The sequence below is a fragment of the Bdellovibrionales bacterium genome (genome assembly GCA_018266295.1).
Taxonomy (GTDB): domain Bacteria; phylum Bdellovibrionota; class Bdellovibrionia; order Bdellovibrionales; family Bdellovibrionaceae; genus JACMRP01.
Genome location: JAFEAQ010000010.1, coordinates 152,211 through 175,398, shown reverse-complemented (window position 1 = coordinate 175,398; position 23,188 = coordinate 152,211). Strand labels below are relative to the sequence as shown.

The following is a 23,188-nucleotide window of genomic DNA, read 5'->3' as shown; positions in this document are numbered from 1 at the left end:
TCTCCAATGTCACTAAAGATGTAAATCGGGGAACTCCTTTAAGCATAGGCCGGGGAGAGAACAATGTCGAATAGTCAGCCTCGACAAACAGACCTTGGTTCTGTTGATCAGGTGCGGACTGGACCGTGATGCGATTTAAAGAGCGAAAACGACGCCAAAGCTGAAGAAATTGCCTTGGATCTTATTCTGACCTGCTGTCATCTGTGAGTGACGGGCTTCGGTTTTAAAATTGTAATTAAAAAGCGGAAACTGATAAACCACAGAGAGGCCCAAGCCTGAAGCGGAGTAAACGCTTTTTGAGCCGTTGAGAAAGTACTGATCAAGACCGAGACCGATTTGCAGGTTTTGACCGCGTAAAGAAGTCTCGGTGACCATCGGCTTGCCGTCGACAGCCACTGTGCGGACCGTGGCGCAACACTCGCCAAGAACGTTGTAGTACGTGTAGCCCCCGATTCCGGTAAAGCTTGCGCCGCCGGCTGTGTTAATCGCCGAGGCTAAATAGACTTCCAGAGCGATTTTATCAGAAAATGAATTTGTGAAATCCACTTTCAGGCCCGAGCCCGCGATTTGGCCTTCGTCCAAAGTGAACTGAGCTGCTTCACCGGAGGCGGTGAGGAAGCTCTTTGTCTTTGAGAGATCCGTGCGCATATCCATGGCAAGGGCGCTGACGCAGACAAGCTGAGAAAATAAAAGCGCACTAAGCAGCTTCATTCTTAAACCCTTCGGCAACAAGACTCGCGTAAACATCGGAATGACGGCTAGGGGCTGTTTTTTCTCGGTAGTTCAATAAAAGCTTTAGCTTCTTCTCTGGTAATTGCGCTTCGAGCTTTTTCAGCACAGCTTCCGGTCCGACCCAGGCTGAGGCCAAAGAGCGTGCATCATAGCGTGACAATGTTTTTTGAATAAATGCATCGTCTTTTTGTGCGAGCCAAACCAGTGTTTGGATGTTCTCGCGCAGGGATACCGGCACCATCTCAGGATGACTGTACAAAGCCGCTTCATCCTCGGAAGAGATTTCCCCCCAAGAGAGCTTGGTTTCTAAAACGCGGTGGGGGCTTTGTTGTTTGCTATCAAAAGAGGATTTCTTTCCTTCGGGCTTGGTTTGCACAGCTTGCAGACGCTCTTCGAGGCTTAACGGCAAATTCTGCTGGCGCATCGGGCTCACAAAATGCCACAGGCTAAAGTCTTTGCGAATCTGGGCGCTTAGGTCCTCTTGTGAGGTCCATAGCAAGCTTTGCGGATCCATATAAAACGGATGTTCATGGTAAGACATCTCATGTGGTTGAATCGTGACAAAATAAAGAGAGTAGTCCTTCATGAGTGAGAACTGCTCCATCAATGATTTTTTCTGAGCACCCTCGATGTTTTTCCACAACCAGTGGGCATAGGCATCCTCGCGGCACCAGTAGCAGTCCGCAAAAATTTCCTTCAGACTCTCAAGCTGCAGGTTCTTGAGTGAACCGAATTCTTTGGAACCGCCCCCTCCGCCACCATAAGCGGAACTGCCTTGTGCCTTCGTCGCAGCAACCGGTGTCGGCGCGGGGCCTGAAGCGTTTTCTGAAAGAGCCGTCGTTAAGAGTTGGATCTGCGATTTGAACTCTTTGAGTTTTTTCGAGTTCTGGTGGAACATGAAGCCGAAGCATAAGAGCATGCAGCCGCCAAAAATGGCGCCCATGGTTTTTGCCATGGTCGACATTGTATCATGCGCAATGGTCGACAGCGCTTCGGGATCGAGATGGGGCCGTGGGATGTCTTTCGGGAACTGAGTTTTTAGTTTTTTGTATTCGACAAAAACTTTGGATTTTTCAATAGGGATCACACGAAGAACATAGTCTTTGGCTTCCGCCGGCGTTTCTTCAAGATCTGTGAAGATCTCAATAGTCACGCGATTGATGTCGCCGGAATCAATGTTGTAGGGATTGACTTGTCCCTGAGTTTCAATCGACGTGCCGGGGAGAGTCCCGCTAAAAGTTTTATAGTCAAAACGAATCAGGGCCTTGGCTTTTGGATCATACAGGCGAAACGCATCTTCAATGCGGTTTTTAAGTGTGTCTTCCAGACGCATACGATCAAGTAGGTCGGCTTGTGCAGTCACAGCAGAGCCGGTTAGAAGCACCAGCAATAGGAAATGTTTCATAATATTTCTCATAGAACTTCTCCGCGAGGTTCGATTCGAATCGAAAGGGATCTGGAATTTCTTAAGTTAGAGGAGTTGGCTTGAATGAACATGTTCTTTTCGGAAAAACCCATTTCCCGAGCCATTCCTAATGCCGACGAAGCACGTAAACTGCTTAAAACAAAGTTGTCGACGACGATTTCATTTTTGTGAATTTTCAAAGGAGCCGTGTCGGCGTGGCCTTCAAAATACAGATTTACTTGGCCTTGATAAGGTTTCATGACGTTTAAGAAGTTCTCAATCATTGCGGCCTTGTCATGTTCAATGCGGTGCTTGCCCGGGCCATAGAGGTCGTTCGGAAAATTGATAATCAAACTTTCTTTTTCTTTGTCGACGGTGACATTTAATCCTTTGAGCTGTTCAAACACACCGGAAGGCATGCGGCGATTGCCGTCGGGGCCGATGCCGGTGCCTTGACCGGAGCCAGAGCCCGGTCCTGCGTTCGGAGTCGTAAAGTGATTGGCTAATTCTAAGATCAATTTCTGTTTCTGCGGCGCTTCGGCCGAGAAGAAAAGGATGAAGAACGATAAAAGAACCATCAAGAAATCCGAATACGAAACGGCCCACAAGTGCTGATTCTCATCCTCACCGACGTGGGCGACTTCGTCGCGTTCAATTCTTGGCAGTCTCTTCTCAGGCCGTCGCACGGTACTGAACCTCTTCTTCGATCAGGTGAGAAGACTCATCCTGGTTAATCAGCAACAAAACTTGATAAACATTCGTCAAGTAATGGGTTTGTGACAAGTGACGGATCTGTAGACGGTCTGATAGCGGCATCACAATACCATTGGCAATCGCCAGACCAAAGAATGTTGCGGTCATCGCAAGGGCCAGGGCCGGACCGATCTTGTCTTTACCGCCGTCCAAACTTTGAAAGAGCGTCACGATACCCATAACCGTACCAGCCATCCCGAGAGCCGGCGGGTACTTCGCTAAGTTCTTAAGACATTGAATCGCGTCGACAGATCGTTGCTCGATCTCTTTGCGCTTTTGCGATAGAAGTACCACAAAGAGATCCTGAGAGATCCCTTGCATCCACATGTCCTTTGCATAGGCGATGAGTTCATCACCAGAGGTCGTTGCGGAGTCTTTGTTCTTAGATAATTTTGCAAGATCATCGCTGACGTTGGCAAAAGTGTCGTGACCTTTAAAGAGGCCGCGAATTTCGCGAACGAGGTTCATCAAAACCGCATTCGGGCAAGAGAAGAATAAAATCGCCACCGTTCCGCCGCCGACAAGGATCGCCGAATGGGCGTTAAAGTAAATTCCCAGGTTGCCAAAACCCATTGAGATCAAGAAGATAAAAATCGTGAGGACGGCACCAATCGGTAAACTGATCATGGCGTACCCCTTAATTGCGCGAGCAATTTCTTCGCAGGTTCATTGTTAGGATCAAGATTGAGGCCACGTTGCAGATCTTCAATCGCGGCACTTTTATTATTTTGTAAGTAGGACAGAGTGCCACTCATAAACAGGAGCGACGAGATGTCTTTATATTTGCTCTTTAGAGATAAAATAATCGCCGAAGCTTGGGTGAAATCTTTTTTCTGAATGAGGCCTTCGGCTTTACGAAGGCCATCAATAATTTCGCTGGTTGATTTTTGCAAAGAAGATTGAAGCTGTGCCTGAATAGCCAAAGACATATTTGAGTCCGCAACAACAACGCGTCCTTTGTCTTTTGCGGGAGCAACGATAAGCACTGGCATGTTTTGATTATTGAGAGCGAAAACCGATTCGCCGGCCTTCAGAGGAATGCTCTGACCTGCCTTCAATATTTCAAAACCGTTTTGGTCATTTCGCTTTATTTGAACATCAGATTCAAAAACAACATCCGTTGCATGAGCTGAGTGCGCAAACAAAATCACAATTGTTGTAAAGAAAAATTTAAAACTAAATGAGTCCATGCTTGTCTTTTCGGCAAAGGTCTGTCTGATCTTGATATTTTCTTAACAGGTTTTTGAAGACTGGAAAAACGTCGAGGTGAGCTCGACGTTTTCGAAAACTGGACTCTAGTTTTTAGGGATTGTTTGAACACGGTTGTTGCGACCATCCATGACATAGATGTAATTCGCGTCACCGAAAACACTGACAGGGTAGTCGAAGGCGCCGAGTTGCTGACCAGGAGCAGAAGTTCCGCCTTTACACCACTTCGGAGTCACGCCGCCAACGCCGGCAGCAATACAAGCTGAATCGCTCATGCCACTGGTTGAGCCAATGAGACCTTTCCAGCCATCAGGAGCGCCCGTTGAGGCAAAGATGCGCACAATGCGATTATTGCCGGTATCAGCAATGTAAACGTAAGTATCATCCGCCCACACGCCGCGAGGGGAGTTGTAAGCATTTTCTTCGGTGCCGGTAATTTGGCTCGGTGCAATTCCCAAAGTCGTCGTCCAACACCAGCCTGGAGTCACTTTCGGGAAGCCCGAGAGACCGTTACAAGCGCCGCCTGTAGCTGTCAGGTTTGTGTTTGTACCGTTATTAAGCTTCGCCACGAAGCCTGCAGGAGCGCCGGTTGTTTTATCAAAGCGGACGATGCGGTTGTTGCTCGTATCGGCGACGAAGATATAGTTGCTATTTGTTGCAATCGCCGAGGCGCTGTTCAGGCCGCCATATTTTGTGGTTCCTGAAGAGCCCGTCGCCGACGTTGTACACCAGCCGTTTGCAACTCCGGCAGTGACGCCGCAGTTCGCACCGCCCGAGCCCGCAGAAATAGTACCGCCGACAGCTAAGAACGCGCCATTCGATGGATCGATCTTAATCAAGCGCGAAGTATTGTCCGTCGCATACAACACACTTTGTGCTGTATCATAGAAGAGTGCACGTGGCGCATTGAGCGTGCCCCACACGTTATTCGAAGTTGCGGTGCCGCCGATACACCAGTTCGGTGCTGGGTTTGGCGAGTTGGTTGTTAAGCACGCAGGGTCGCCATCCGTCGGAGTGGCGTTGACCTGGCCAATCCATCCCAAGTAAAGGGCATCGCTGATGCGAACGCGATCAATGCGATGGTTGGAATAGTTGGCAATATAAACGTAGGTATCATCAGCGGCGACAGAGTACGGATTGTTATAACCATGGATGCCGGAGCCATTCGTCGTGCGACCGCCCCCGTAACACCAGTCAGGAGTCATGCCGGAATTATAACCAACGCAAGAATCCGGACCGGTCGGGTAGAAGCCACCATTGTTTTGAATCTGACCAATGTAGCCAATAACTTGTCCGTCTTGGCGGTTGTATTTCTTAATACGATTCCAACCGATGTCACCCATGAACATGTAAGTCGAATTCATCGCGATCCCTGCGTAAGCACCGGAGACATCGCCGAAGGAGTAGTCATCGATCCCAGAACGAGAGGCCACAGCGCCACTGGCAATAGTTCGGCTCCATTTCATTGCAGCCACATTGCCGCTGCCGATCCAGCCGTCGAAGGTTCCATCGCTCAAATTAAATCTTTGCACGCGGAAGTTATTGTAATCCGCAACATAGAGCTTTGTTGAAGTCAGCGCCATGCCTGTTGGTGTATAGAACGTGCCGTTGGTATTACCATATTTGTTTGCAGAGCCGTTCACGCACCAGCCAGGGTTTGTGCCGCCCACAGGAGTGCTGCTGCAACCTGTGTAACCACCGGTTGGTGAGCCACCGGCACGACCAATCCAGCGGAAATCTCCACCATCCGAAGCGCGGAGTTTAGAAATACGGTGATACTGGTCAGCAACAAATAAATAGCCGGATCCAGAGTCATAGCCTAATTGATATGGATAACCCCAGCCGTCGACACCTGCGCGCGCATCGGTCACACCGCCGGCTGTCCAACCCGCAGTAAAGTTTCCTGCAGTTTGCGAAGGTGTGGTTGGTGATAACGCCGAGTTGCGGTAAATGTAACCCAACCATCCGTTAAAGGCCCCTGTGCTTAATGTTACGCGGGCAATACGATAATTATTGCCGTCACCGATATACAAGCTCGTACCGTCGGTTGTTAAGCCTGAAGGATTGTAGAAACCTTCATCCGGAGCGGCAACTTCTGACGGCGGGCCCGCGACGCTGGCCTGGCGGCGCTGAGAAACCTGAGAAACGCCACCCAAGCACCAGCCCGGAGTTTTTGCGCCGACAGCTGGTTGCACAGAGCAAGTTGATAACTGACCTGATGTCGGTGGCTGAGTTGCGCCGACACGGCCGACCCAGCCTTCGAATGCCCCGGTCGAAGCATCGTACTTAGAAAGACGATGATTGCCGTTATCATTGACATAGATTTTACTGTTGTAAACGATAATACCCGCAGGGTTGTTGAGTTGGCCGTCGCCGGTACCACTTGTCGAAGTGCCGCCATAACACCAAGTAGGAGTTGTGGCATTCGTCCCTGCAGAAACGCAGGACGCCGGTGAGGTCGCCGCCGTTGTACTGGTTTTACCGAGCCAACCTTGGAAACTTCCGTCGGATTGTAAGAAGCGGGCAATACGATGATTACTCCAGCTTGAAACATAGATGTAATTAGTATCAGCTGCGATATTTCGCGGATTCTGAATCACTGTGGCATTACTGACAGAAGCACTTGCGCGTCCGCCTTTGCACCAAACCGGAGTTAGCGCGCCGATCGCGAGCGAATTACAGCCGCTACCGCCGTCGTAAGCAATCACGCCATCGTTTGAACCGACATAGCCAATCCAGCCGATGAACTGATTTGTTGAAATATCGTATTTCAAAATGCGGTTGCCGGAGTAATCCACCACGAACATATTATTACCGTTGATAGCGATATCATATGGATTCCACATACCACCGGCCGAGTCATCCATCACAGTGCCGGAGCCGCTGCCATTCATAGTAAAGAAGGCGCTTGCACCAATCCAAGAAAGTACCGGAATATTGGTGATCGTGAAACTTGCATTTGCGATGCTTCCGCCCGGAGAAATTGTGAAGGTGAAGCTGTTCGGAATATACGCTTTATAGTAGAACTGCGCTGAGGCCGTTAAAGCCGGAATACTTAAGGAAGTAATTGGGGTCGAGCACGAAGAGTCCGAGAAAATCGTACCTGTCGCGCCACCAGCAGGTGAGGACGAGAATGCGAGGTTCACCACAGACAAAGAGCTTGTCGTGTTTTCGCTGACGTCTTTCAGTGTCAGTGTGTAAGGACCCGCGCAATCGATACTCGCAAGCGGGTTGAGCGGTTGAGATGTCGAGAAGTGTGTTGGCGGGCCTGCGGTCACAGTCACGTTGACGGAAAGACCCACAGCGGTGCCATTCACCACCAGGTTGATCGCCTGCGCAGGGCCCATGGTCGTTCCTGTATAAGTCGCCGTATAGTTTCCGCCGCCAGCGTTTGAAACACCACTGAGAGTTCCGTCACTCACGCCTGTGGCTTTGGTAAATGTCACGGTCGCGCCACTGGAGATGGCGTTATTATTGGCATCCCGCAGATTCATTGAGAGGTTTGCCGACGTGCCAGACTGAACGGTGCTTGCGCTGATTGTGAAAGTCGAATTTGTCGAGGAAGCAGGTCCCGGAAGGACTTGAATTGTTTTAGTTAAACCCGAGATCGGTGTTCCATCTGCCAGTACACGCAAAGTTTGCGCTGAGCCTGCAATAGCGCCTGTATAAGTCGCGGTAAATGTCCCGCCACCGGCATTATTAATACTTGAAAGAGATCCTGTGCTTGATCCGCCAATGGTATCTAGAGTGATCGCATACTCGGAAGTGATCGGATTGTTCTGCGAGTCTTTAATGACGGCCGTGATATTCACGCTTGAACCCGATGCCACGGTCCCTGAAGAAACGGTCAGGCTCGAGTTTGCCAATGAAGGAGCGCCCACAAGTACTTGAACGCTTTGTGTAGGGCCAAAGCCCGAACCGTTGACGTTAGCCTGAACAGTTTGTGCAGTTCCGGCCGTCACGCCGGTGTAGTTAGAAGTATAGACGCCATTACCTTGATTCACAACCGTGCTGTAGTTACCAAACGAAGTTCCGCCGAACTTATCAAAGTTCACAAGAATTCCGGAGCTGATCGGATTGCCGTTGGCATCTTTGATCGTGGCCGTCAGAGTCACGTATTGACCGGCGATGACAACATTTGAAGTGACTGTCAGAGTTGACAGAGTGTTATTCGGCGCGCCCGGTGTTACACTCAATGTCGTTGTTGGGCCAAGACCCACGCCATCAATCAAGATACCTAACGTTTGCGCGGAGCCCGCAACAATACCTGTGTAAGGAACTGTGTAGACGCCACCTGTTCCTTGCGGCGTGATCGTACCGAAGGTTCCCGTTGAGGATCCACCGGTTTTAGAGAATGTCACGGCAACGCCTGAGTTAATCGGATTGCTGTTCGCATCTTTGATGGTCGCAGTCACCGTGACGGACTGACCAGAAATCACCGTAGAGCTAGCAACAGAAATCGTCGACGTCGTCGCGGACGGCGCACCTGGGTTCACAGCGACATTCGTGAGAAGACCTAAATCCGCTCCATCAATCAAAATCTTAATGTCTTGAGCGGTCCCGGCAACAACGCCTGTGTAAGTGACGGTGTAAACGCCGGCGCCTTGATTTGTAATCGTCCCGAAAGTTCCTGTCGATGTGCCGCTCGTTTTAGAGAACGTCACAGTAACACCAGAACTAATAGGATTGTTATTCACGTCCTTAATCGTCGCAGTGATTGTGGTGGCCTGGCCTGAAAGAATTGTTGAAGAGCCAATAGTTAAAGTCGAATTCGCAGCAATCGGTGCGCCATTAAGAACACTGACGGCTACGGAAGGGCCTAAAGCTGAGCCATCCGTCAGTAAAGAGATCGTTTGCGCTGTTCCTGAAGTGACGCCTGTGTAAGTAACTGTGTAGACACCATTGCCAGCATTCGTCACAGTACCAAATGTCCCGGTTGAAGAACCACCGGCTTTTGCAAAAGTGATCGCCACACCAGAAGTGACGGGGTTGTTATTTAAATCCTTCACTGTCGCAGTCACGGTGACTGATTGGCCTGAGACCACGGTGCCATTTGAAATTGAAATCGAAGACTTCGTGGCAGACGGAGGAGCGGTGAGGACAGTGACCGTCGTCGAGGCGCCAAGGTCAGTTCCATTAATAGAGACACCAAGTGTTTGAGCCGTGCCGGAAACGACGCCGGTGTAATTCACGGTATAGACGCCGCCGCCTTGGTTTGTTACAGAACCAAAGGTGCCGGTCGAAGTTCCGCCGGTTTTTGAGAACGCGATCGTTGAGCCCGTGCTGATGGGGTTGTTATTGATATCTTTAATCGTCGCTGTCACAGTTGTAGTCTCGCCTGAAAGAATCGTCGACGAACCAATGACTAAACTAGAGTTTGCCAGAACAGGTGGGCCGACCAGAACAGACACGGTGGTTGTTGGCCCCAGAGACGTGCCATCGGTTTCAAGTGCAATTGTTTGTGCTGAACCCGCAACGACGCCTGTGTATGTCACGGTGTAAACACCATTTCCGACGTTGGTGATGCTGCCGAAAGTTCCTGTTGAGGAACCGCCGGATTTAGCAAAAGTGATGGCGACACCTGAAGTGACTGGATTGTTATTTAAATCCTTCACTGTCGCAGTGACCGTAACAGACTGGCCTGAGACTACAGTGCCACTCGAAATCGAGATTGAGGACTGTGATGCCGAAGGTGGAGCCGTTAAGACCGTAATCGGTGTCGAACTACCAAACGCAGAACCATTAATTAACACAGCCAGATTTTGGGCCGTTCCGGAAACGACCCCCGTATACGTGATTGTATAAACGCCGGCCCCTTGGTTTGTGACCGTTCCAAAATTCCCTGTCGAAGTTCCGCCCGTCTTAGAGAAGGTGACTGTAATGCCGGAGCTGATCGGGTTGTTATTGATGTCTTTAATCGTGGCCGTTAAAGTTGTTGTCTGGCCTGAAAGAATGGACGAAGCTCCCACCGTAAATGAAGACGCCGCGACATTCGGCGCACCGACCACCACAGTGACTGTCGTCGTCGGGCCGAGGGCTGAGCCATCTGCTTGGACGGCAATGGTTTGCGCCGTACCTGCAGCAATACCTGTATAGGTGATTGTGTAAACACCATTACCCACATTCGTCACAGTGCCAAAATTACCCGTGGAAGTTCCGCCGGTTTTTGCAAACGTGATCGCCACACCCGAGGTGACAGGATTGTTGTTGTCATCCTTAATTGTCGCTGTGACAGTGACACTCTGATTTGAAATCACGGTGCCATTCGAAATTGTAATTGAAGACTGAGTCGGAGATGGCGCGCCCGTAAGAACACCGACACTGACGGTTGTGCCAAGGCTTGTGCCATTAATAAGCACCGCAATAGTTTGCGCAGTTCCGGCCGCAACACCTGTATAACGAATGTTATAAACCCCGTTACCTTGGTTGGTCACGGTACCGAAAGTTCCCGTGGAAGTTCCGCCGGTTTTTGTAAAGCTCACGGTCACGCCGGAATCAATCGGGTTATTATTTACGTCCTTTAAAGTCGCAGTCACAGTGACAAACGCCCCAGAGACAACCGTCGGGCTTGTGATGGTCAAACTTGAATTCGCAAGCAGGGCCGGGCCCGGCACCACGGTTACAGTGACTGTCGGGTTCAAAGTCACACCGTCGACGGACACACTCAGAGTCTGCGCCGTTCCCGCAGTGACACCTGTGTAGATCGTAGTGTAAGAGCCATTGTTATTATTAACGATTGGATCAAATGTTCCAGAACTTGTGCCACCGGCCTTATTAAAGACCACCATGACACCCGAAGGAACTGGGTTGTTGTTGATATCTTTAAGTGTCGCCACCACCGTTGCCGTTGTGCCAGAGGCTATTGTCGCTGAGCTAATAGTCAGAGTCGAATTCGCAGACACCGGCGTTCCAGGCACAACCTGAATCGTTGTTGTCGGAGTCAGGTTCGCAGTATCGACTTTAATTCCCAAAGTCTGCGCGGTCCCAGCTGTGATCCCTGTATACGAAATCGAATAGACACCGTTACCTTGATTGTTAATGGCGCTGAAAGAACCCGTCGAGGTTCCTCCGGTTTTTGTAAAGCTCACGGCCTGGCCCGAGCTAATCGGGTTGTTATAAGCATCGCGAACCGTCGCTGTTACGGTCACGGGGCTGCCTGAAACCACGGTGCCTGAGCTGATGGAGATTGCCGAGTTTGCTGAAGACGCCGCCCCCGGAATAATCGCAAGAGGAACTGTATTATTTAAGAAGAAAGTAATATTAATCGAGCAATCAATGACGATGGATGTGCCAACCACGGTCGGTGTAAAAGTAAATGTATAAGTGCCGTTATTATTATCCGTGACAGAAGAGAAAGTTCCCGAGCTCGTACCGCTTGCAATGCTCGGAACGACGGGGAGTCCGCCCACGGTTTGTGGTGTTCCATTTGCGTTGAATGCCGTCACCGTCACAGTCGTGGGCGTGCCTGCCGCGAGTGTTGAGACCGGCGCGCTCATTGAGAGTTTCACAAGTTCGGTGGTTGTAAAAGAGCGTGAGACGACGTTGCCATCAAAGTTTCCGAGGGCATCAATCGCCTGCACGCGCAGAGTATAAGGAGTGTTCGGAGTCAGACCGGTGAGAGTGGTTCCGCTCGTAGAACCGCCGGTGATTGTTTTGAAAGTTTCATACTGACCGGTCAGTGAGTTGAGTTTGAAAATCTGATAGCCTTGAGCCGCCGGATTCGGTGTCCAATTCACAGTCACGCTGTTACCGGTGATTTGCGTATAAAGACCGATACCGCTAAATTTTAAACGAACGCCGACAGAGAATATTTCATCGTAAGTGCCGTCGGTATTTTTACCGGTGATTTTGAATTCGTAGTTTCCTAAAACACCTGAGTGCGGAGTCCATTGCAAGATTCCGCTAGCCGCATCAAACGTCACAGTCGAGTTCGGCAGATCCGTGCATGCTGTGGTCGCTGTCACCTTGCCGTCGACTTCTGTGTCATAGACACAGGTGTAGCTCATGTCTTTATCGTTCCCGGGAATTCCATCTTTGATATTATTGACGTCGACCTTCAGCAGGTCCTCTTGTTGGACAGTTTGGTCGGGGACAGAAGTTAAGATCGGTGTGGATGAGAAGTTTCCTAAGAGTTTATCAATGGCTCCCGTATCACTGCTGGTACAAGCAGCAAGATATCCGCAAAGGAAGCTAATAAATAAATACTTAACAACTGAAAACATTCTCATTTCAATTCACTTATCGGGTGTCTTGAAACGAACATTTACAGCTTTTTAACAAGTTTTTAGTTAAGTGATTTTTTCTTAACAGCGAACGTTTCGAACTAGGACATCAGGATCTTCACCCAGCCGAGCTTCTCTTGAGGGATTGCTTCCTTTGGCATAAAGAGACCCGTTCGAAGTCCGCCCTCAGGAGCAAGACTTCCGTCCCAAAAGTTTTTCTGTGCGAGCAACTCTTTCAAAACTGCGAAAGCCTTGCTGTTATTGCCTTTCATGACTTTGATCACTTCTTCTACTGTGACGTGCGGAATGCTGTCATCCCAGCAGTCATAGTCGGTGACAAAGCAGCAAGGCAGGTACGGAAGTCCAGCTTCGCGCGCCAGCGCGTACTCCGGGAAGTTGCTCATGCCGATGATCTCAGCACCCATCTGACGATAGGACAGGGACTCCGCTTTTGTTGAGAAGTAAGGGCCTTCAATACACACGTAAGTTTTCGCGTAATGAGTTTCAAAACCCTGTTTTGCCGTTAGTGGTTTTAGGCGTTCTGCCATCACTTCACAAATCGGCTTCGCCAGCGAGATATGGCCAATCAAGCCGTCACCCAAGAAGCTATGTGCGCGAACACCTTTGGTGCGATCGATATACTGATAAGGAACGACGAGGTCGCCGGGCTTGCAGGCTTTTTCAAGGCTGCCGACCGCCGAGAACGAAGCAATGGCTTTGGCGCCGTGGTTTTTCAACGCAAAGATATTTGCACGGTAGTTGATTTCCGACGGCAGCATTTCATGATGATCGCCGTGACGAGAGATAAATAAAAATTCAACGCCGTTCACGCGCACTTTTTTAAACCCGCTGCTGGCAAGTCCAAACGGCGTTTCACGATCTAAGAGTTCTACTGCTTCAAAGTCGTCGAATTTTTCAAAGCCAGAGCCACCGATGATACCAAACATTGATTAGTTCCTTTTTTTGAGAGCGCCAGCTTGAATGTCTTTCTGGCTGAATGCACCGTTATCTAAAATCCAACCGGTCGTCAGTTTTGCCGGCGTCACATCAAACGCCGGATTGTAAACCGGGCTGCCTTCCGGAGCCCACTCGATCGTTGATGGTGAGCCACCAAAACTGCCGCTGACTCCTAAGACCTCTTCGGCCTTGCGTTGCTCAATCGGAATGGAGGCGCCGGTCGGGCACTCGGGATCGACGGTCGTGTAAGGGGCCGCCACATAGAATGGAATCTGGTGATAACCCGCAAGCACAGCGACGGAGTAAGTTCCGATCTTATTTGCGAAATCACCGTTCATCGCAATACGGTCCGAGCCCACAAAGATTTTTTGAATCTTCCCAAGGCTCATTAAGTGGCCGGCCATATTATCGGTGATCAGGGTGAATGGAATTTTAAGTTTTTTAAGCTCCCAGGTCGTCAGACGTCCCCCTTGCAAGAGAGGTCTTGTCTCATCGACATAGACATGGATTTTCTTTCCTTGCTCGTGGGCGCGGCGAATAATCCCCAACGCTGTTCCCACGCCGGCGGTGGCAAGGCTTCCGGTATTACAGTGGGTCAGGATGTTGTCACCATCATTGATAAACTGTGCGCCGTTATTGGCAATGCTTTCACAGAGCTGAAAGTCCTCAAGGAAAATCGATTCCGCGGTTTTGACCACGTTCTCGATACTGAAGTTCTCCTGCAGAACTTTTTTCATGCGGTCCATGCAGATCATCAAATTCACTGCCGTCGGACGGGCTTCATAAAGCGCTTGGGCTTTTTTTAGTAAATCCTCACGCGAAGTTTTTTTGAGCGCTGATTGTGCAAGGGCAAACGAAGCTGCCACTCCGATCAGCGGAGCGCCACGGACTTTGAGCGATTTAATTGCTTCGATCATGTGGTTGACGGATTCAATCTCGACCCACTTTTCTTCGTGGGGAAGAAGAGTTTGGTTCAAGATGCGCAATTGGCCTTCGTTAAATTCAATGGCCAGAGACTGAACTCTAATCATAATAAGCGCTCTCCCATGGTTTTCCGCATTTCGTAAAGAGCCTTCACTTCATCCGGCGGAAGTGTCGTGAGGCCTCCGAGTTGAACGGCCTTCGCCAAAATCAAAGCAGAGTGCTCAATGCGCTCCATACCGCGATAGGCTTCGTCGAGATCTTCGCCCCACGCGACAGCGCCGTGGCGGGAAAGGATCATCGCACGATGAGAAGGCAAGAACGGTTTCAAGTGTGTGCCCATGTCGAGCGTGCCCGGGCGGGCATAGGGAACAAACGGAATACTTCCGCACGCAAGGATCACTTCCGAAAGGCTGTTGCACGGAAGCTCTTTGAGCTCTGGGCGGGCAATGGACCAAGCAATCGCCGTGGGTGGATGCGCATGAATCACCGCTTTGGCTTTGGGGCAGTTTTTAAAAATTTCTAAATGCATAAGGCGTTCTCCGGAGGGGCTCCCGCTGAGCACCTTATTATCCAGAGTCACTACGGCCATCTCGTGAGGTTTCATAAACGCTTTAGCGACACCGGAAGGCGTAATCAGGATTTCATCATCACTGATGCGGTAACTGATATTGCCATCGGCGGCTGCGAGCATATTTCGTGCGTGCAGACGGCGCGCCATTTCCACGATTTGTTCGATGAGGGCAGTGCGGTTTGTCATTTGGGTATTTTTAACGTGGCGGTACGCGCGCGTCAAAGGTTCTGTTCTTCGGCACGGGGGTCTAAAGGGCGTATTTCCAGTTTATCATCTGCTTTTTATTGAAGTCCGCACGTTTCTGAAAATAGTTTGGCTTGGTTCCAAGGGGTTAATAGTCGACTTTACTTCTTTGCCTTAGACGGATCTGGATAACTCCAAGGTGCGTAACCGTGAAGAAACCACTCTTTGGCACTTGCAGGCATCATTGATTCGAGATCTGCTTTTGAGTGATGCCAATGAGGGGGAATAACTGAATAGAAAATATTATTACCTAGGCTGCGAATACGACGGACGCCCGAGTAAGAATAATGTTTCAACGTTCCTTCTGCTGCAATCTTATCAGCATCTGGATGATAATAGAAATATCTCAAATCTCGGGCAGCCTGACCTAAATTAAGTGCAGTATGCTTCCAATATTCTAAAGCGATTGAGTTTTTCATATTTCAACGAGTTAGCATTCTAGATTTTACTTATCAATATAATTGTAAAACAAAGAAATGCTTTTTATCCAGCTAATGACCACAATTGCACTGGCTTATTTTCCGGAGCGTCGTTAATAAAAATAAAAAAGGCCTGGTAATGAACCGGGCCTTTGTGATCGAGTAGTGCTTTAGAAACCGGTACTAGTGGCCGCGTTCTAAAACGCAATTGTTGCCGCTGTCACATGTAACCGTGAACGTGACCTCTTTTGGAGTATTAGCGCTGACGTTGAAATCAGCCATCAATGCGGCACCGGCTGCATCGCTGAATTGTAAATAAGAACCCTGAGGGCCAGCGCCTCTTAAATACTGTCCAGTTCCAACGATTTCAGCTGTTCCGGATGGTTTACGAGGAGATTTTTTTTCTTTTGCCAAAGAAAAAGAACCTGCAGTGACAATGGCGATAGCTACCAAAAAATATTTCATGAGTTTATTCTCCTAATTTAAAGATTGCTTTACCTTACAAATTAAGAATCACATTTCCGATTGCATTTTAAAAGTCTAGATAGTCGTTCGAAAGTTTGAACGGGACATTAAGTTTGTAATCAGTTTGATTACAAACGTGTCGTGATTATCAGTGATCCCGTACAAAACACTTCCGAACAGGACCATTGCAAAAGCCGGCGCTACCGCACGAAGCGCGGGTCTACCTAGAACGCCAACTGCAGTGAAGTAACGCCGTAGTAATGTCCATCCACATTGAACCCGATGTACTTCAGCCCGAATGGAATTTGGGAGGCCATCAAAGAAACCCCGTAACCCACCACGCGTTTGTCGACGATGGCTTGGTCGTTCTCGTCAATCTTGTAGTGCAGGTAATCCAGCGTCGGCGTGATATAGATCATGTTGTGGTTGTGCATCTCTGTTGCGAATTTATATCCAAGTGCATAGTCCTGGAATCTCTTTGTGCGAGAGAAGTTATCGGCAAATTCAAAGCGCAATCGGTCCCAAATATCAATATTGAAACCGGCGTACCAGACATTTTGGCCGTCGTATTTTCCCATGAAGGTTTGGCCGCTGTAAGCTATATAAATTTTGCCGCTCGAGCTGGCATTTCGCCAGGTGGGCTCAGGGCCTTTGTGGGCGTTGTGGTTTTCTAAAAGCTCATAAACTTTGTTAAGACCCGCAGACATGCCGATCGAGCCCACGAAGCGGTCGATGCGCTTTCTTGAAACCACACCGACGACATCACCGCGGTCATTGAATACCGGCCCGCCGGAGTTTCCGGGGCTCACAGACATGTCAGAGATAAAATCATCCGTCGTGACTCCAGAAACGATCCCTGTCGACATCAAGTAGGTCATATCCATATCAAACGGCGGCGTGCTTAAAAATTCGCCGATGGACGGGTGACCAATGGTTGCAATCGCCGTCCCCTCAGGGAGTTTTTGTCCTTTTGCCAAAAGTGGAAGTGGCTTTCTTTCAGATTTCTTTTCAAGCTGAATCAAGGCGACGTCGGCTTTGGTATTGAGACGCACGACACGGGCATTCTCAAAAATTTTCGGATTGTCATTCCACGTGACGTGGACGGGCCGAAAGCGGTTCACGCAGTGGGCTGCGGTGACAATGATATCGTCTTGAATCAAAGCTCCTGAGCAAAGGCCGCCGCTCGACATAATCATCGGGATGCTGGGTTTCACGGCTTGATAAACGCCGGCCCAGTCAGCGCTGGCGCCGACACCACTCAAGAATATCAAACTTGAAAAAATTAAACGGAGGCTTCTTGCGCCGGGCGCATTGGAGCTGGAGCCCTCAAGTAGCGCTTGAGCTTCGATTCGAGAGTGGAGGATTCTACCGGTTTTGTTACAAAGTCGTTCATGCCAGCTTCGATACATTTTGTTTGATCTTCCTTAAATGCGTTCGCGGTGAGGGCGACAATAGGAATATCCGAGATCGGCTTTGACAATTTTCTGATACGACGGGTGGCCTCGTAACCATCCATCTCCGGCATTTGACAATCCATGAAAATCAAATCGTACGAGAAAAGTTGCAGAGCTTTCAACGCTTCAATTCCGTTTGCGGCCACATCAACGTTACATCCGATTTTTTCCAACATCAAGAGGGCGATTTTCTGATTGATCGGATTGTCCTCAACCAGCAAGACGCGCGGTTTATTCACAACATATTTCGAAGTATCAACAGTGGGAATTTTCATCGGCTCATCCAGGCGAATATTGGTGATGTGGAGGACCTCAAGCAAGCATTTATAAAGATTTTGCTGAAGGACTGGTTTCTTTAAATAATTGATTCTTTGAATTGGTGATAAGTGCGCCAAGTTGTGCGTGCGTTCCACCAGGTACACAATCGGAATTTCAAAGTTACGTGAGATGTTACGTAACACCTTGGTTTGCTCTTCCGGCTTAAACGGTAAATTTCCCTGATCCAGGATAATGGCGATGGTCTCAGGAGTCGCCGTCACCGCACTCATATCACGGCTAGCTCCTGGAGAGTGCGGATTGAGGTTGATGACCTTTAACTGGAGTTCCAGATACTCTTGGAGGACCGGGTTTCGCGTCATGATCAAAACATCTTTGCCGAAGAAGGACTCAGGCAAAGGATTTTCCATCGGCTGGGTGTTGATTACTTCCATTTCAACCCGGAACCAGAAGTTCGAACCTTTGCCCGGTGTGCTTGAAACACCGACTTCACCGCCCATTGATTCTGCCAGCTGCTTACAGATTGAAAGGCCCAAGCCCGAACCGCCATAACGGCGTGTGGTTGAAGAATCAGCTTGAGTAAACGGCGTGAATAAACGACTCAGTAAGCGCGGTTCAATACCGATGCCGGTATCTTTCACTTCGAAATTCAGCGAAATATGCTTTTCGTTCATGTTGATCATTGAGCATTTCACCGCGATGCTGCCGCTTGGAGTAAACTTAATTGCATTATTCAGCAAATTCAGAATGATCTGTTTAAGGCGTGCCGGGTCGCCTTTGATCAAACGCGGAATCTTCGGATCGATAAAACTTACGAGTTCTAGTTTCTTCTGGGCGACGTTATCGGCCACGATATTGGCGATATCCATGTAGATGGAGCGGACATCGAACTCAATCGATTCTAAGACAAGCTTTCCGGCCTCAATCTTGGACACATCAAGGATATCGTTAATTAAAGATAAAAGCGTGCTGCTGGAACTTCGAATAGATTGCACGTAGTCCTTCTGGTCGTAAGAAAGCTTCGTGTCGAGGAGCAAAGAGGTGAAGCCGACAATGGCATTCAGAGGCGTACGAATCTCGTGACTCATGGTCGCGAGGAATTCGGACTTCGCCCGGTTGGCCCGCTGAGTTTGATTGATGGCCTCTTTAAGGCGTGTTGATTTGTGTTTTGAAGTCTCGAGCAGCAGGGCGACATTTTTGATGTTCCCATGGGAAATCATCAACAGCAAGATGCTGCACACGGCAATTGCAAGCAGTGTCCAGCCGAGCATGCGATGGGAGTGGACTTGTTTGTCAAATAGAGACGCGCGAGCTCGGACGTCATTTTCGTTGACCGCAGCGGCAATCTCTTGAAGACGGCTCTCATAGGGCGAAAGCGAGTCATACATAAGATCTAAATTTCGGCGATCCTCCACCCGGGCTTTTGTCACTAACGGTGCAAGTTCTTCCAAAGTCAGATTCAAATCTTTGAGGTTTTTGATGGCGCCAGGAATTGCCGTCAACTCTTGGTAAAGTTCAGGATCTTTCTCATAAGTCGCCGCATGAATGCGGAGGTCTTCGAAGCGGCTTTTAAGCTCTTCGCGATCGATGAGTTGGCGGTTATACAAACCAATGCCGATGAGGAACCGATCAAACTGATGGAGATTCTGAGAAGCAACGAAGTAGGGATCGGTGAGGTCGTTGACGGCACGCTCAACCCGGCTGTCAGGAAGGGTTTTAAAGTATAAAACCGAACTCCCACCGGCAAAGATCACCACAAACGCCATAAGAAAGATGTAGGAGAGCTTGGGCGCGAAAGGTGTGTTGATAGCTGTGTTTTTGCGTAATAGTCGAAGCATATTCAATATGCACAATAAAGCCTCTTTGAAGAAAAACAAATTTGAAGATGACCAATTGAAGAAAAAATCATGGTTGTGAAGGTTTCTTCGAAAGTATGCAAAACAGACGTCGCAAAATTGCGATGAGTTGTCGATTTTTCTTCATACGAATTTCACACCGTTTCGACGATATTACGGAATAATAATCTGACCAATAACATGCAACCAGGCAAAATATACTGGTAAACGCTGCAAGAAGTACAACAAGTCAATGAGGGGGGTTCATGGACTTTTATAACTTACAGGAGAACGATCATCGTCTGATAGAGCAGACGCTGAGTCGCCACTTAGGTGGTGTCACGGTTACTCCAGATTACAAAGAAGCTCTTCAGCGCCAATTTTTCAATTTCGACCGCGTGCTGAATAAGAAAAGCATTCTGTTGGCGGAAGAAGACCCTCGTATTCAACGTGCAATGCAGAAAATGATCCAAGAGGCGAATCAGGATGCCCAGTGCTGGATTGTGGACTCTGTGGACGAGATCAGTGATCTGCTCGACGAAAAAGAGTGCGATTTATTGATCGCTAACTACTACTTGTCAGAGGACGAGATCGACTACGAATTCTGGGAGGTCGTCCGCGACCGTTATCCACAGATGGACGTAATCATCCTCTCTCATGTGAACGACCGTGAATATTATGAAGCCCTAGTGAAGATGAGCAAGGAGGACCATGGAGGTCTACACCAGCCGTTTTCAGCGAAACTCAAACACTTTTTTGAACACGTCTTCGGAGGTTAGTATGGAGATGGCAAAGTCCTCAGGGAATCAGATGGACATCCTTTTTGAAGGGATGCCTCCGAATCCAAAAGTCGAATTCATGATCAGAACCAAGCTGGCGAAAGTAACGGATATGTGTCCCGATAATTCTTTCATTCAAACGAAGGTGAAAGATCTTGGATCTCGTTTTGCCGTGGAAATTCTGGTGCGCCATGTTTTGGGTCAGTTTTTAGCTTACAGCGAGGAGAGAACCTTGGGAGAAAGTGTCAATCTGTCTGCCGCACAAATGTATGAACAAATTAAGGCGTGGCGAGAAACTCGCTACCTGGAGCCCGAAAAAACGGCGGGCAGTCTAAAAGTGCTGATTGTCGATGATGATCCAATTTCAGTGAAAATGATTCAGTCCATTCTTGGTCAGAGCGGTTGTGAAACTGTGGTGGTCGATAATGGTCAGGACGCGGTCGATGAGCTCTTTGAGCACGCCTACGACTTGATCGTCCTTGATTGGATGATGCCGTCGATGAATGGCCTGCAAACGATCCGTATGCTCGATGAGACGGCGGATCTCAGTGCCACAGGTATTCAGAATAAGAAGGTGCCTGTACTGATTTTCTCAGCAAGCCCGCGCTCGCAGATTGTCTTTCCAAAGAGCAAGACATTCCGCAAAATCGGCTATCTGCAGAAAACCAGTACTTACGATTCCATTCGAAAGACCACGGACCAGTTCTTAGAAAATCTAAGAAAGATGAAAGAACAGACCAATTTAAATTAGTAACTAAATAAAAAGTAAGAAGATTAACAATTAACAGTTTTAACAATTTGAAAGCAATTTCAAGGAACAAACATCAAGGAGTAAAGGAACACTATGATGCCAACAGTTTTAGCAGTAGATGATTCAAGAGAGATTCACCCATTTTTAAAGACAGCTTTGAGCCAAACATGCTCATTGTTGCTCGCCGGATCGCTGAAAGAGGCGGAAGAAATCCTGGCGAAAAATGAGGTTCACCTTATTCTGTTGGACGTGAGCCTCCCGGATGGCAGCGGTTTTGACTTCTGTACGACGTTGCAGAGTCAGGACTCCACGCAAAAGATCCCGGTGATTTTCCTCACTGGCAAAGTGGGCGTGGGTGACAAAGTACTAGGTCTTGCACTCGGTGCTGAGGACTATGTGACTAAGCCGTTTGACGTCTTGGAGCTACGCGCTCGCGTCGAATCTAAACTTAAAAAATTCTTATACTACGCCAAAGAAGAGACTTACTTCCAGCGTGGCAGCCTGAAGTTTGAACTCTCGACTTATTCAATTTACTTGAATGAGAACAACGGCAACCAAAAATTGAACATGACGCCGATCGAATTCAAACTCTTGTTGAAGCTTGCTCGCTCTCCAGGTTACGTCCTGAGCCGCGAACAGCTGATCGACAGTGTTTGGGGTGATTCTGTGTACATCGAAGACCGTTCTGTGGACCGCCATATCTCTTCGATCCGCAAAAAGCTCGGAACTTGTTCATCGTACATTCGCACCGTTCCAGGATTGGGCTACCAGTTCTTGGCGGAGCAACAGCACTAAATAAGGAGGACTCATGGAAGGGCAATTCGACGCGATTCAAAGCGTAAAGTCGATTGAGACCAACTACGGACCGCAGGTGGCTCGTGAAGTGGTGCAGATTTTCATCGCCGACTATCCAGGAAAGATTGCAAAACTAAAGTCAGCAATCGAAGAGGGCAATCAAGATAAAATCCGTTTCACAGCCCACGATATAAAGTCTGGAACTCTCAGTATGGGTGTAAAACCTATGTCGACAATCTGTGAGGAGATCGAGCGCGACAGCTCGAAAATGAGCAAGGAAAGACTTCAAGAGCTAGCATCGCAGCTCGAGAAGGACTACGCCAACATCTCAAAAAGCTACGGCGAGTACCTCAATATCCACTAGTTCTAACGAACGAAAAAAGCCGGCTTAGCGCCGGCTTTTTTTATGCCCGAAACACCTACGATATTTTTTTGTTTTCGGGTCTTCCGTCTTCGCTCGCCCAGTCGCGGACACAGCGATGGCCATCCGTCCGTGTGAACGGGGCCAGACGAGCATCGTGCTCGTCTGGGAATGACGGTCAAATACAATTACTTGATTCGAAGTTTTGATTGGAGGGATGCTTTCTCACAAAAAAACGCAATACGCTCTTCGCAGAGAAGGATCGCTTAAGTGAAATGGTATATTATACGATTAGGTCGTCTATTATACCATTTCACAGAAACACTCTTTAATTCTAACGAGAATTGTTTGAGTGATCTCCTGTTGCCATAAGGACAACTCGTTTACAAGACGACTCGGTCGTATAATAGACGATTCGCAGGGAACGATCTTCGTATCAAAGTACAAAATAAGATCGAAGAATGTCCCAAGGTACGGAGACCTGACGGCCCGGACGGCCGGCAGGAAGCGGGGCTCGGGGCAGAAGCCCCGATTATCAGGATGTAGGAAGAACTGCGGAGCCAGCAAAAACCACCCGCCCAAAAATGACGAAAGAGCCAGTGTCAGCACTGGCTCTTTCTTTTTTGACCCCTATGTTCTTCAGTTTAAGCAGACGGGGAATTTATAGGGGGCGGCGTATAACTCTCATACGCAGGCACACGACGGCGTCGGCGGTCGTGACGGAGGCGATCATGATTTTTGCCTAAAACCACTTTGAGGGCGTCGAAACTTGCAACGACGGCTCTGAAGAGATTGCGATCCTGCCGGACCGTTTTATAGACTCGATCACTCATCCCCGATTTCACGAAGACTTCGCATTGGTACAGTCCTTGACGGATGGCCGTGCGGGCACGGCTTCTTTCCAAACGAACAGTAATATGCAAATCACTGTCGGGTTGGATCAGTTTTTCGACAAGTGCGTCGACTTTATCATTGATAAAGTCTTCGGCGTACTCAGAACGGCGAATGTCTTTAAAAACAATTTCGGTGCGCATGAC

General features: G+C 48.8%; 18 protein-coding genes. 4 read left to right on the top strand and 14 right to left on the bottom strand.

Annotation, left to right across the window (positions count from 1 at the left end; genetic code table 11):
* Positions 1-135: 135 nt before the first annotated feature.
* The 13 genes from JSU04_08535 to JSU04_08475 form a co-directional block, all read right to left on the bottom strand.
* Entirely contained in the window at positions 136-711 is a 576-nt protein-coding gene (locus tag JSU04_08535) for a hypothetical protein (GenBank protein ID MBS1970342.1), read from the bottom strand.
* The gene (locus JSU04_08530; GenBank protein ID MBS1970341.1) at positions 698-2,149 is read right to left on the bottom strand and encodes a hypothetical protein; all 1,452 of its coding nucleotides are present in this window, start codon (positions 2,147-2,149) and stop codon (positions 698-700) included. Before JSU04_08530 ends, JSU04_08535 begins: the two co-directional genes overlap by 14 nt.
* The gene (locus tag JSU04_08525) at positions 2,146-2,823 is read right to left on the bottom strand and encodes a hypothetical protein (protein MBS1970340.1); all 678 of its coding nucleotides are present in this window, start codon (positions 2,821-2,823) and stop codon (positions 2,146-2,148) included. The genes JSU04_08530 and JSU04_08525 overlap by 4 nt, the downstream gene beginning before the upstream one ends.
* Positions 2,810-3,517, bottom strand: a complete 708-nt coding sequence (locus JSU04_08520; GenBank protein MBS1970339.1) for a MotA/TolQ/ExbB proton channel family protein — start codon at positions 3,515-3,517, stop codon at positions 2,810-2,812. The genes JSU04_08525 and JSU04_08520 overlap by 14 nt, the downstream gene beginning before the upstream one ends.
* Complete coding sequence (locus JSU04_08515; GenBank protein MBS1970338.1) at positions 3,514-4,080, bottom strand: hypothetical protein; 567 nt, start codon at positions 4,078-4,080, stop codon at positions 3,514-3,516. Before JSU04_08515 ends, JSU04_08520 begins: the two co-directional genes overlap by 4 nt.
* Positions 4,081-4,185: 105 nt before the next feature.
* On the bottom strand, positions 4,186-12,327 hold the full coding sequence (locus JSU04_08510; GenBank protein ID MBS1970337.1) for a fibronectin type III domain-containing protein: 8,142 nt from the start codon (positions 12,325-12,327) through the stop codon (positions 4,186-4,188).
* A gap of 95 nt (positions 12,328-12,422) precedes the next feature.
* Positions 12,423-13,268, bottom strand: a complete 846-nt coding sequence (locus JSU04_08505; protein MBS1970336.1) for an MTAP family purine nucleoside phosphorylase — start codon at positions 13,266-13,268, stop codon at positions 12,423-12,425.
* 3 nt (positions 13,269-13,271) lie between these two features.
* Positions 13,272-14,309: an S-methyl-5-thioribose-1-phosphate isomerase gene (gene mtnA / locus JSU04_08500; protein ID MBS1970335.1), complete on the bottom strand. Its 1,038-nt coding sequence runs from the start codon at positions 14,307-14,309 to the stop codon at positions 13,272-13,274.
* The gene (locus JSU04_08495) at positions 14,306-14,959 is read right to left on the bottom strand and encodes a class II aldolase/adducin family protein (GenBank protein MBS1970334.1); all 654 of its coding nucleotides are present in this window, start codon (positions 14,957-14,959) and stop codon (positions 14,306-14,308) included. The genes mtnA and JSU04_08495 overlap by 4 nt, the downstream gene beginning before the upstream one ends.
* 158 nt (positions 14,960-15,117) lie before the next feature.
* On the bottom strand, positions 15,118-15,435 hold the full coding sequence (locus JSU04_08490) for a hypothetical protein (GenBank protein ID MBS1970333.1): 318 nt from the start codon (positions 15,433-15,435) through the stop codon (positions 15,118-15,120).
* Positions 15,436-15,618: 183 nt separating this feature from the next.
* Entirely contained in the window at positions 15,619-15,900 is a 282-nt protein-coding gene (locus JSU04_08485) for a hypothetical protein (GenBank protein MBS1970332.1), read from the bottom strand.
* A 224-nt stretch (positions 15,901-16,124) separates the two neighbouring features.
* Positions 16,125-17,162 (bottom strand): trypsin-like peptidase domain-containing protein, encoded by a 1,038-nt coding sequence (locus tag JSU04_08480; protein MBS1970331.1) that lies wholly within the window; start codon positions 17,160-17,162, stop codon positions 16,125-16,127.
* A 20-nt stretch (positions 17,163-17,182) separates the two neighbouring features.
* Positions 17,183-19,468 carry a response regulator gene (locus JSU04_08475; protein ID MBS1970330.1) on the bottom strand — a complete coding sequence of 762 codons (2,286 nt, stop codon included), beginning with the start codon at positions 19,466-19,468 and terminating at the stop codon, positions 17,183-17,185.
* A gap of 263 nt (positions 19,469-19,731) precedes the next feature.
* Between JSU04_08475 and JSU04_08470 the strand changes: the two genes are divergently transcribed.
* The 4 genes from JSU04_08470 to JSU04_08455 all read left to right on the top strand — a co-directional run bounded on the left by JSU04_08470 (position 19,732) and on the right by JSU04_08455 (position 22,154).
* Positions 19,732-20,244, top strand: coding sequence for a response regulator (locus JSU04_08470; protein MBS1970329.1), 513 nt, complete (start codon positions 19,732-19,734; stop codon positions 20,242-20,244).
* A 1-nt stretch (position 20,245) separates the two neighbouring features.
* A complete protein-coding gene (locus JSU04_08465) occupies positions 20,246-20,995 on the top strand; it encodes a response regulator (protein ID MBS1970328.1) in 750 nt (249 codons plus the stop codon).
* Positions 20,996-21,088: 93 nt separating this feature from the next.
* Complete coding sequence (locus tag JSU04_08460) at positions 21,089-21,790, top strand: response regulator transcription factor (GenBank protein ID MBS1970327.1); 702 nt, start codon at positions 21,089-21,091, stop codon at positions 21,788-21,790.
* Between the two features lie 13 nt (positions 21,791-21,803).
* Positions 21,804-22,154 carry an Hpt domain-containing protein gene (locus JSU04_08455; GenBank protein MBS1970326.1) on the top strand — a complete coding sequence of 117 codons (351 nt, stop codon included), beginning with the start codon at positions 21,804-21,806 and terminating at the stop codon, positions 22,152-22,154.
* Positions 22,155-22,795: 641 nt separating this feature from the next.
* Here JSU04_08455 and JSU04_08450 read toward each other — a convergent pair.
* A complete protein-coding gene (locus tag JSU04_08450) occupies positions 22,796-23,185 on the bottom strand; it encodes an HPF/RaiA family ribosome-associated protein (protein MBS1970325.1) in 390 nt (129 codons plus the stop codon).
* Between the last annotated feature and the right edge of the window lie 3 nt (positions 23,186-23,188).

Bases quoted from the DNA above. Each gene is read 5' to 3' on its own strand.
- JSU04_08450 (MBS1970325.1), bottom strand. From the start codon at position 23,185: ATGCGCACCGAAATTGTTTTTAAAGACATTCGCCGTTCTGAGTACGCC.
- JSU04_08520 (MBS1970339.1), bottom strand. From the start codon at position 3,517: ATGATCAGTTTACCGATTGGTGCCGTCCTCACGATTTTTATCTTCTTG.
- JSU04_08530 (MBS1970341.1), bottom strand. From the start codon at position 2,149: ATGAGAAATATTATGAAACATTTCCTATTGCTGGTGCTTCTAACCGGC.
- JSU04_08510 (MBS1970337.1), bottom strand. From the start codon at position 12,327: ATGAGAATGTTTTCAGTTGTTAAGTATTTATTTATTAGCTTCCTTTGC.
- JSU04_08490 (MBS1970333.1), bottom strand. From the start codon at position 15,435: ATGAAAAACTCAATCGCTTTAGAATATTGGAAGCATACTGCACTTAAT.
- JSU04_08460 (MBS1970327.1), top strand. From the start codon at position 21,089: ATGATGCCAACAGTTTTAGCAGTAGATGATTCAAGAGAGATTCACCCA.
- JSU04_08495 (MBS1970334.1), bottom strand. From the start codon at position 14,959: ATGACAAACCGCACTGCCCTCATCGAACAAATCGTGGAAATGGCGCGC.
- JSU04_08505 (MBS1970336.1), bottom strand. From the start codon at position 13,268: ATGTTTGGTATCATCGGTGGCTCTGGCTTTGAAAAATTCGACGACTTT.
- JSU04_08515 (MBS1970338.1), bottom strand. From the start codon at position 4,080: ATGGACTCATTTAGTTTTAAATTTTTCTTTACAACAATTGTGATTTTG.
- JSU04_08455 (MBS1970326.1), top strand. From the start codon at position 21,804: ATGGAAGGGCAATTCGACGCGATTCAAAGCGTAAAGTCGATTGAGACC.
- mtnA (MBS1970335.1), bottom strand. From the start codon at position 14,309: ATGATTAGAGTTCAGTCTCTGGCCATTGAATTTAACGAAGGCCAATTG.
- JSU04_08465 (MBS1970328.1), top strand. From the start codon at position 20,246: ATGGAGATGGCAAAGTCCTCAGGGAATCAGATGGACATCCTTTTTGAA.
- JSU04_08535 (MBS1970342.1), bottom strand. From the start codon at position 711: ATGAAGCTGCTTAGTGCGCTTTTATTTTCTCAGCTTGTCTGCGTCAGC.
- JSU04_08475 (MBS1970330.1), bottom strand. From the start codon at position 19,468: ATGCTTCGACTATTACGCAAAAACACAGCTATCAACACACCTTTCGCG.
- JSU04_08485 (MBS1970332.1), bottom strand. From the start codon at position 15,900: ATGAAATATTTTTTGGTAGCTATCGCCATTGTCACTGCAGGTTCTTTT.
- JSU04_08470 (MBS1970329.1), top strand. From the start codon at position 19,732: ATGGACTTTTATAACTTACAGGAGAACGATCATCGTCTGATAGAGCAG.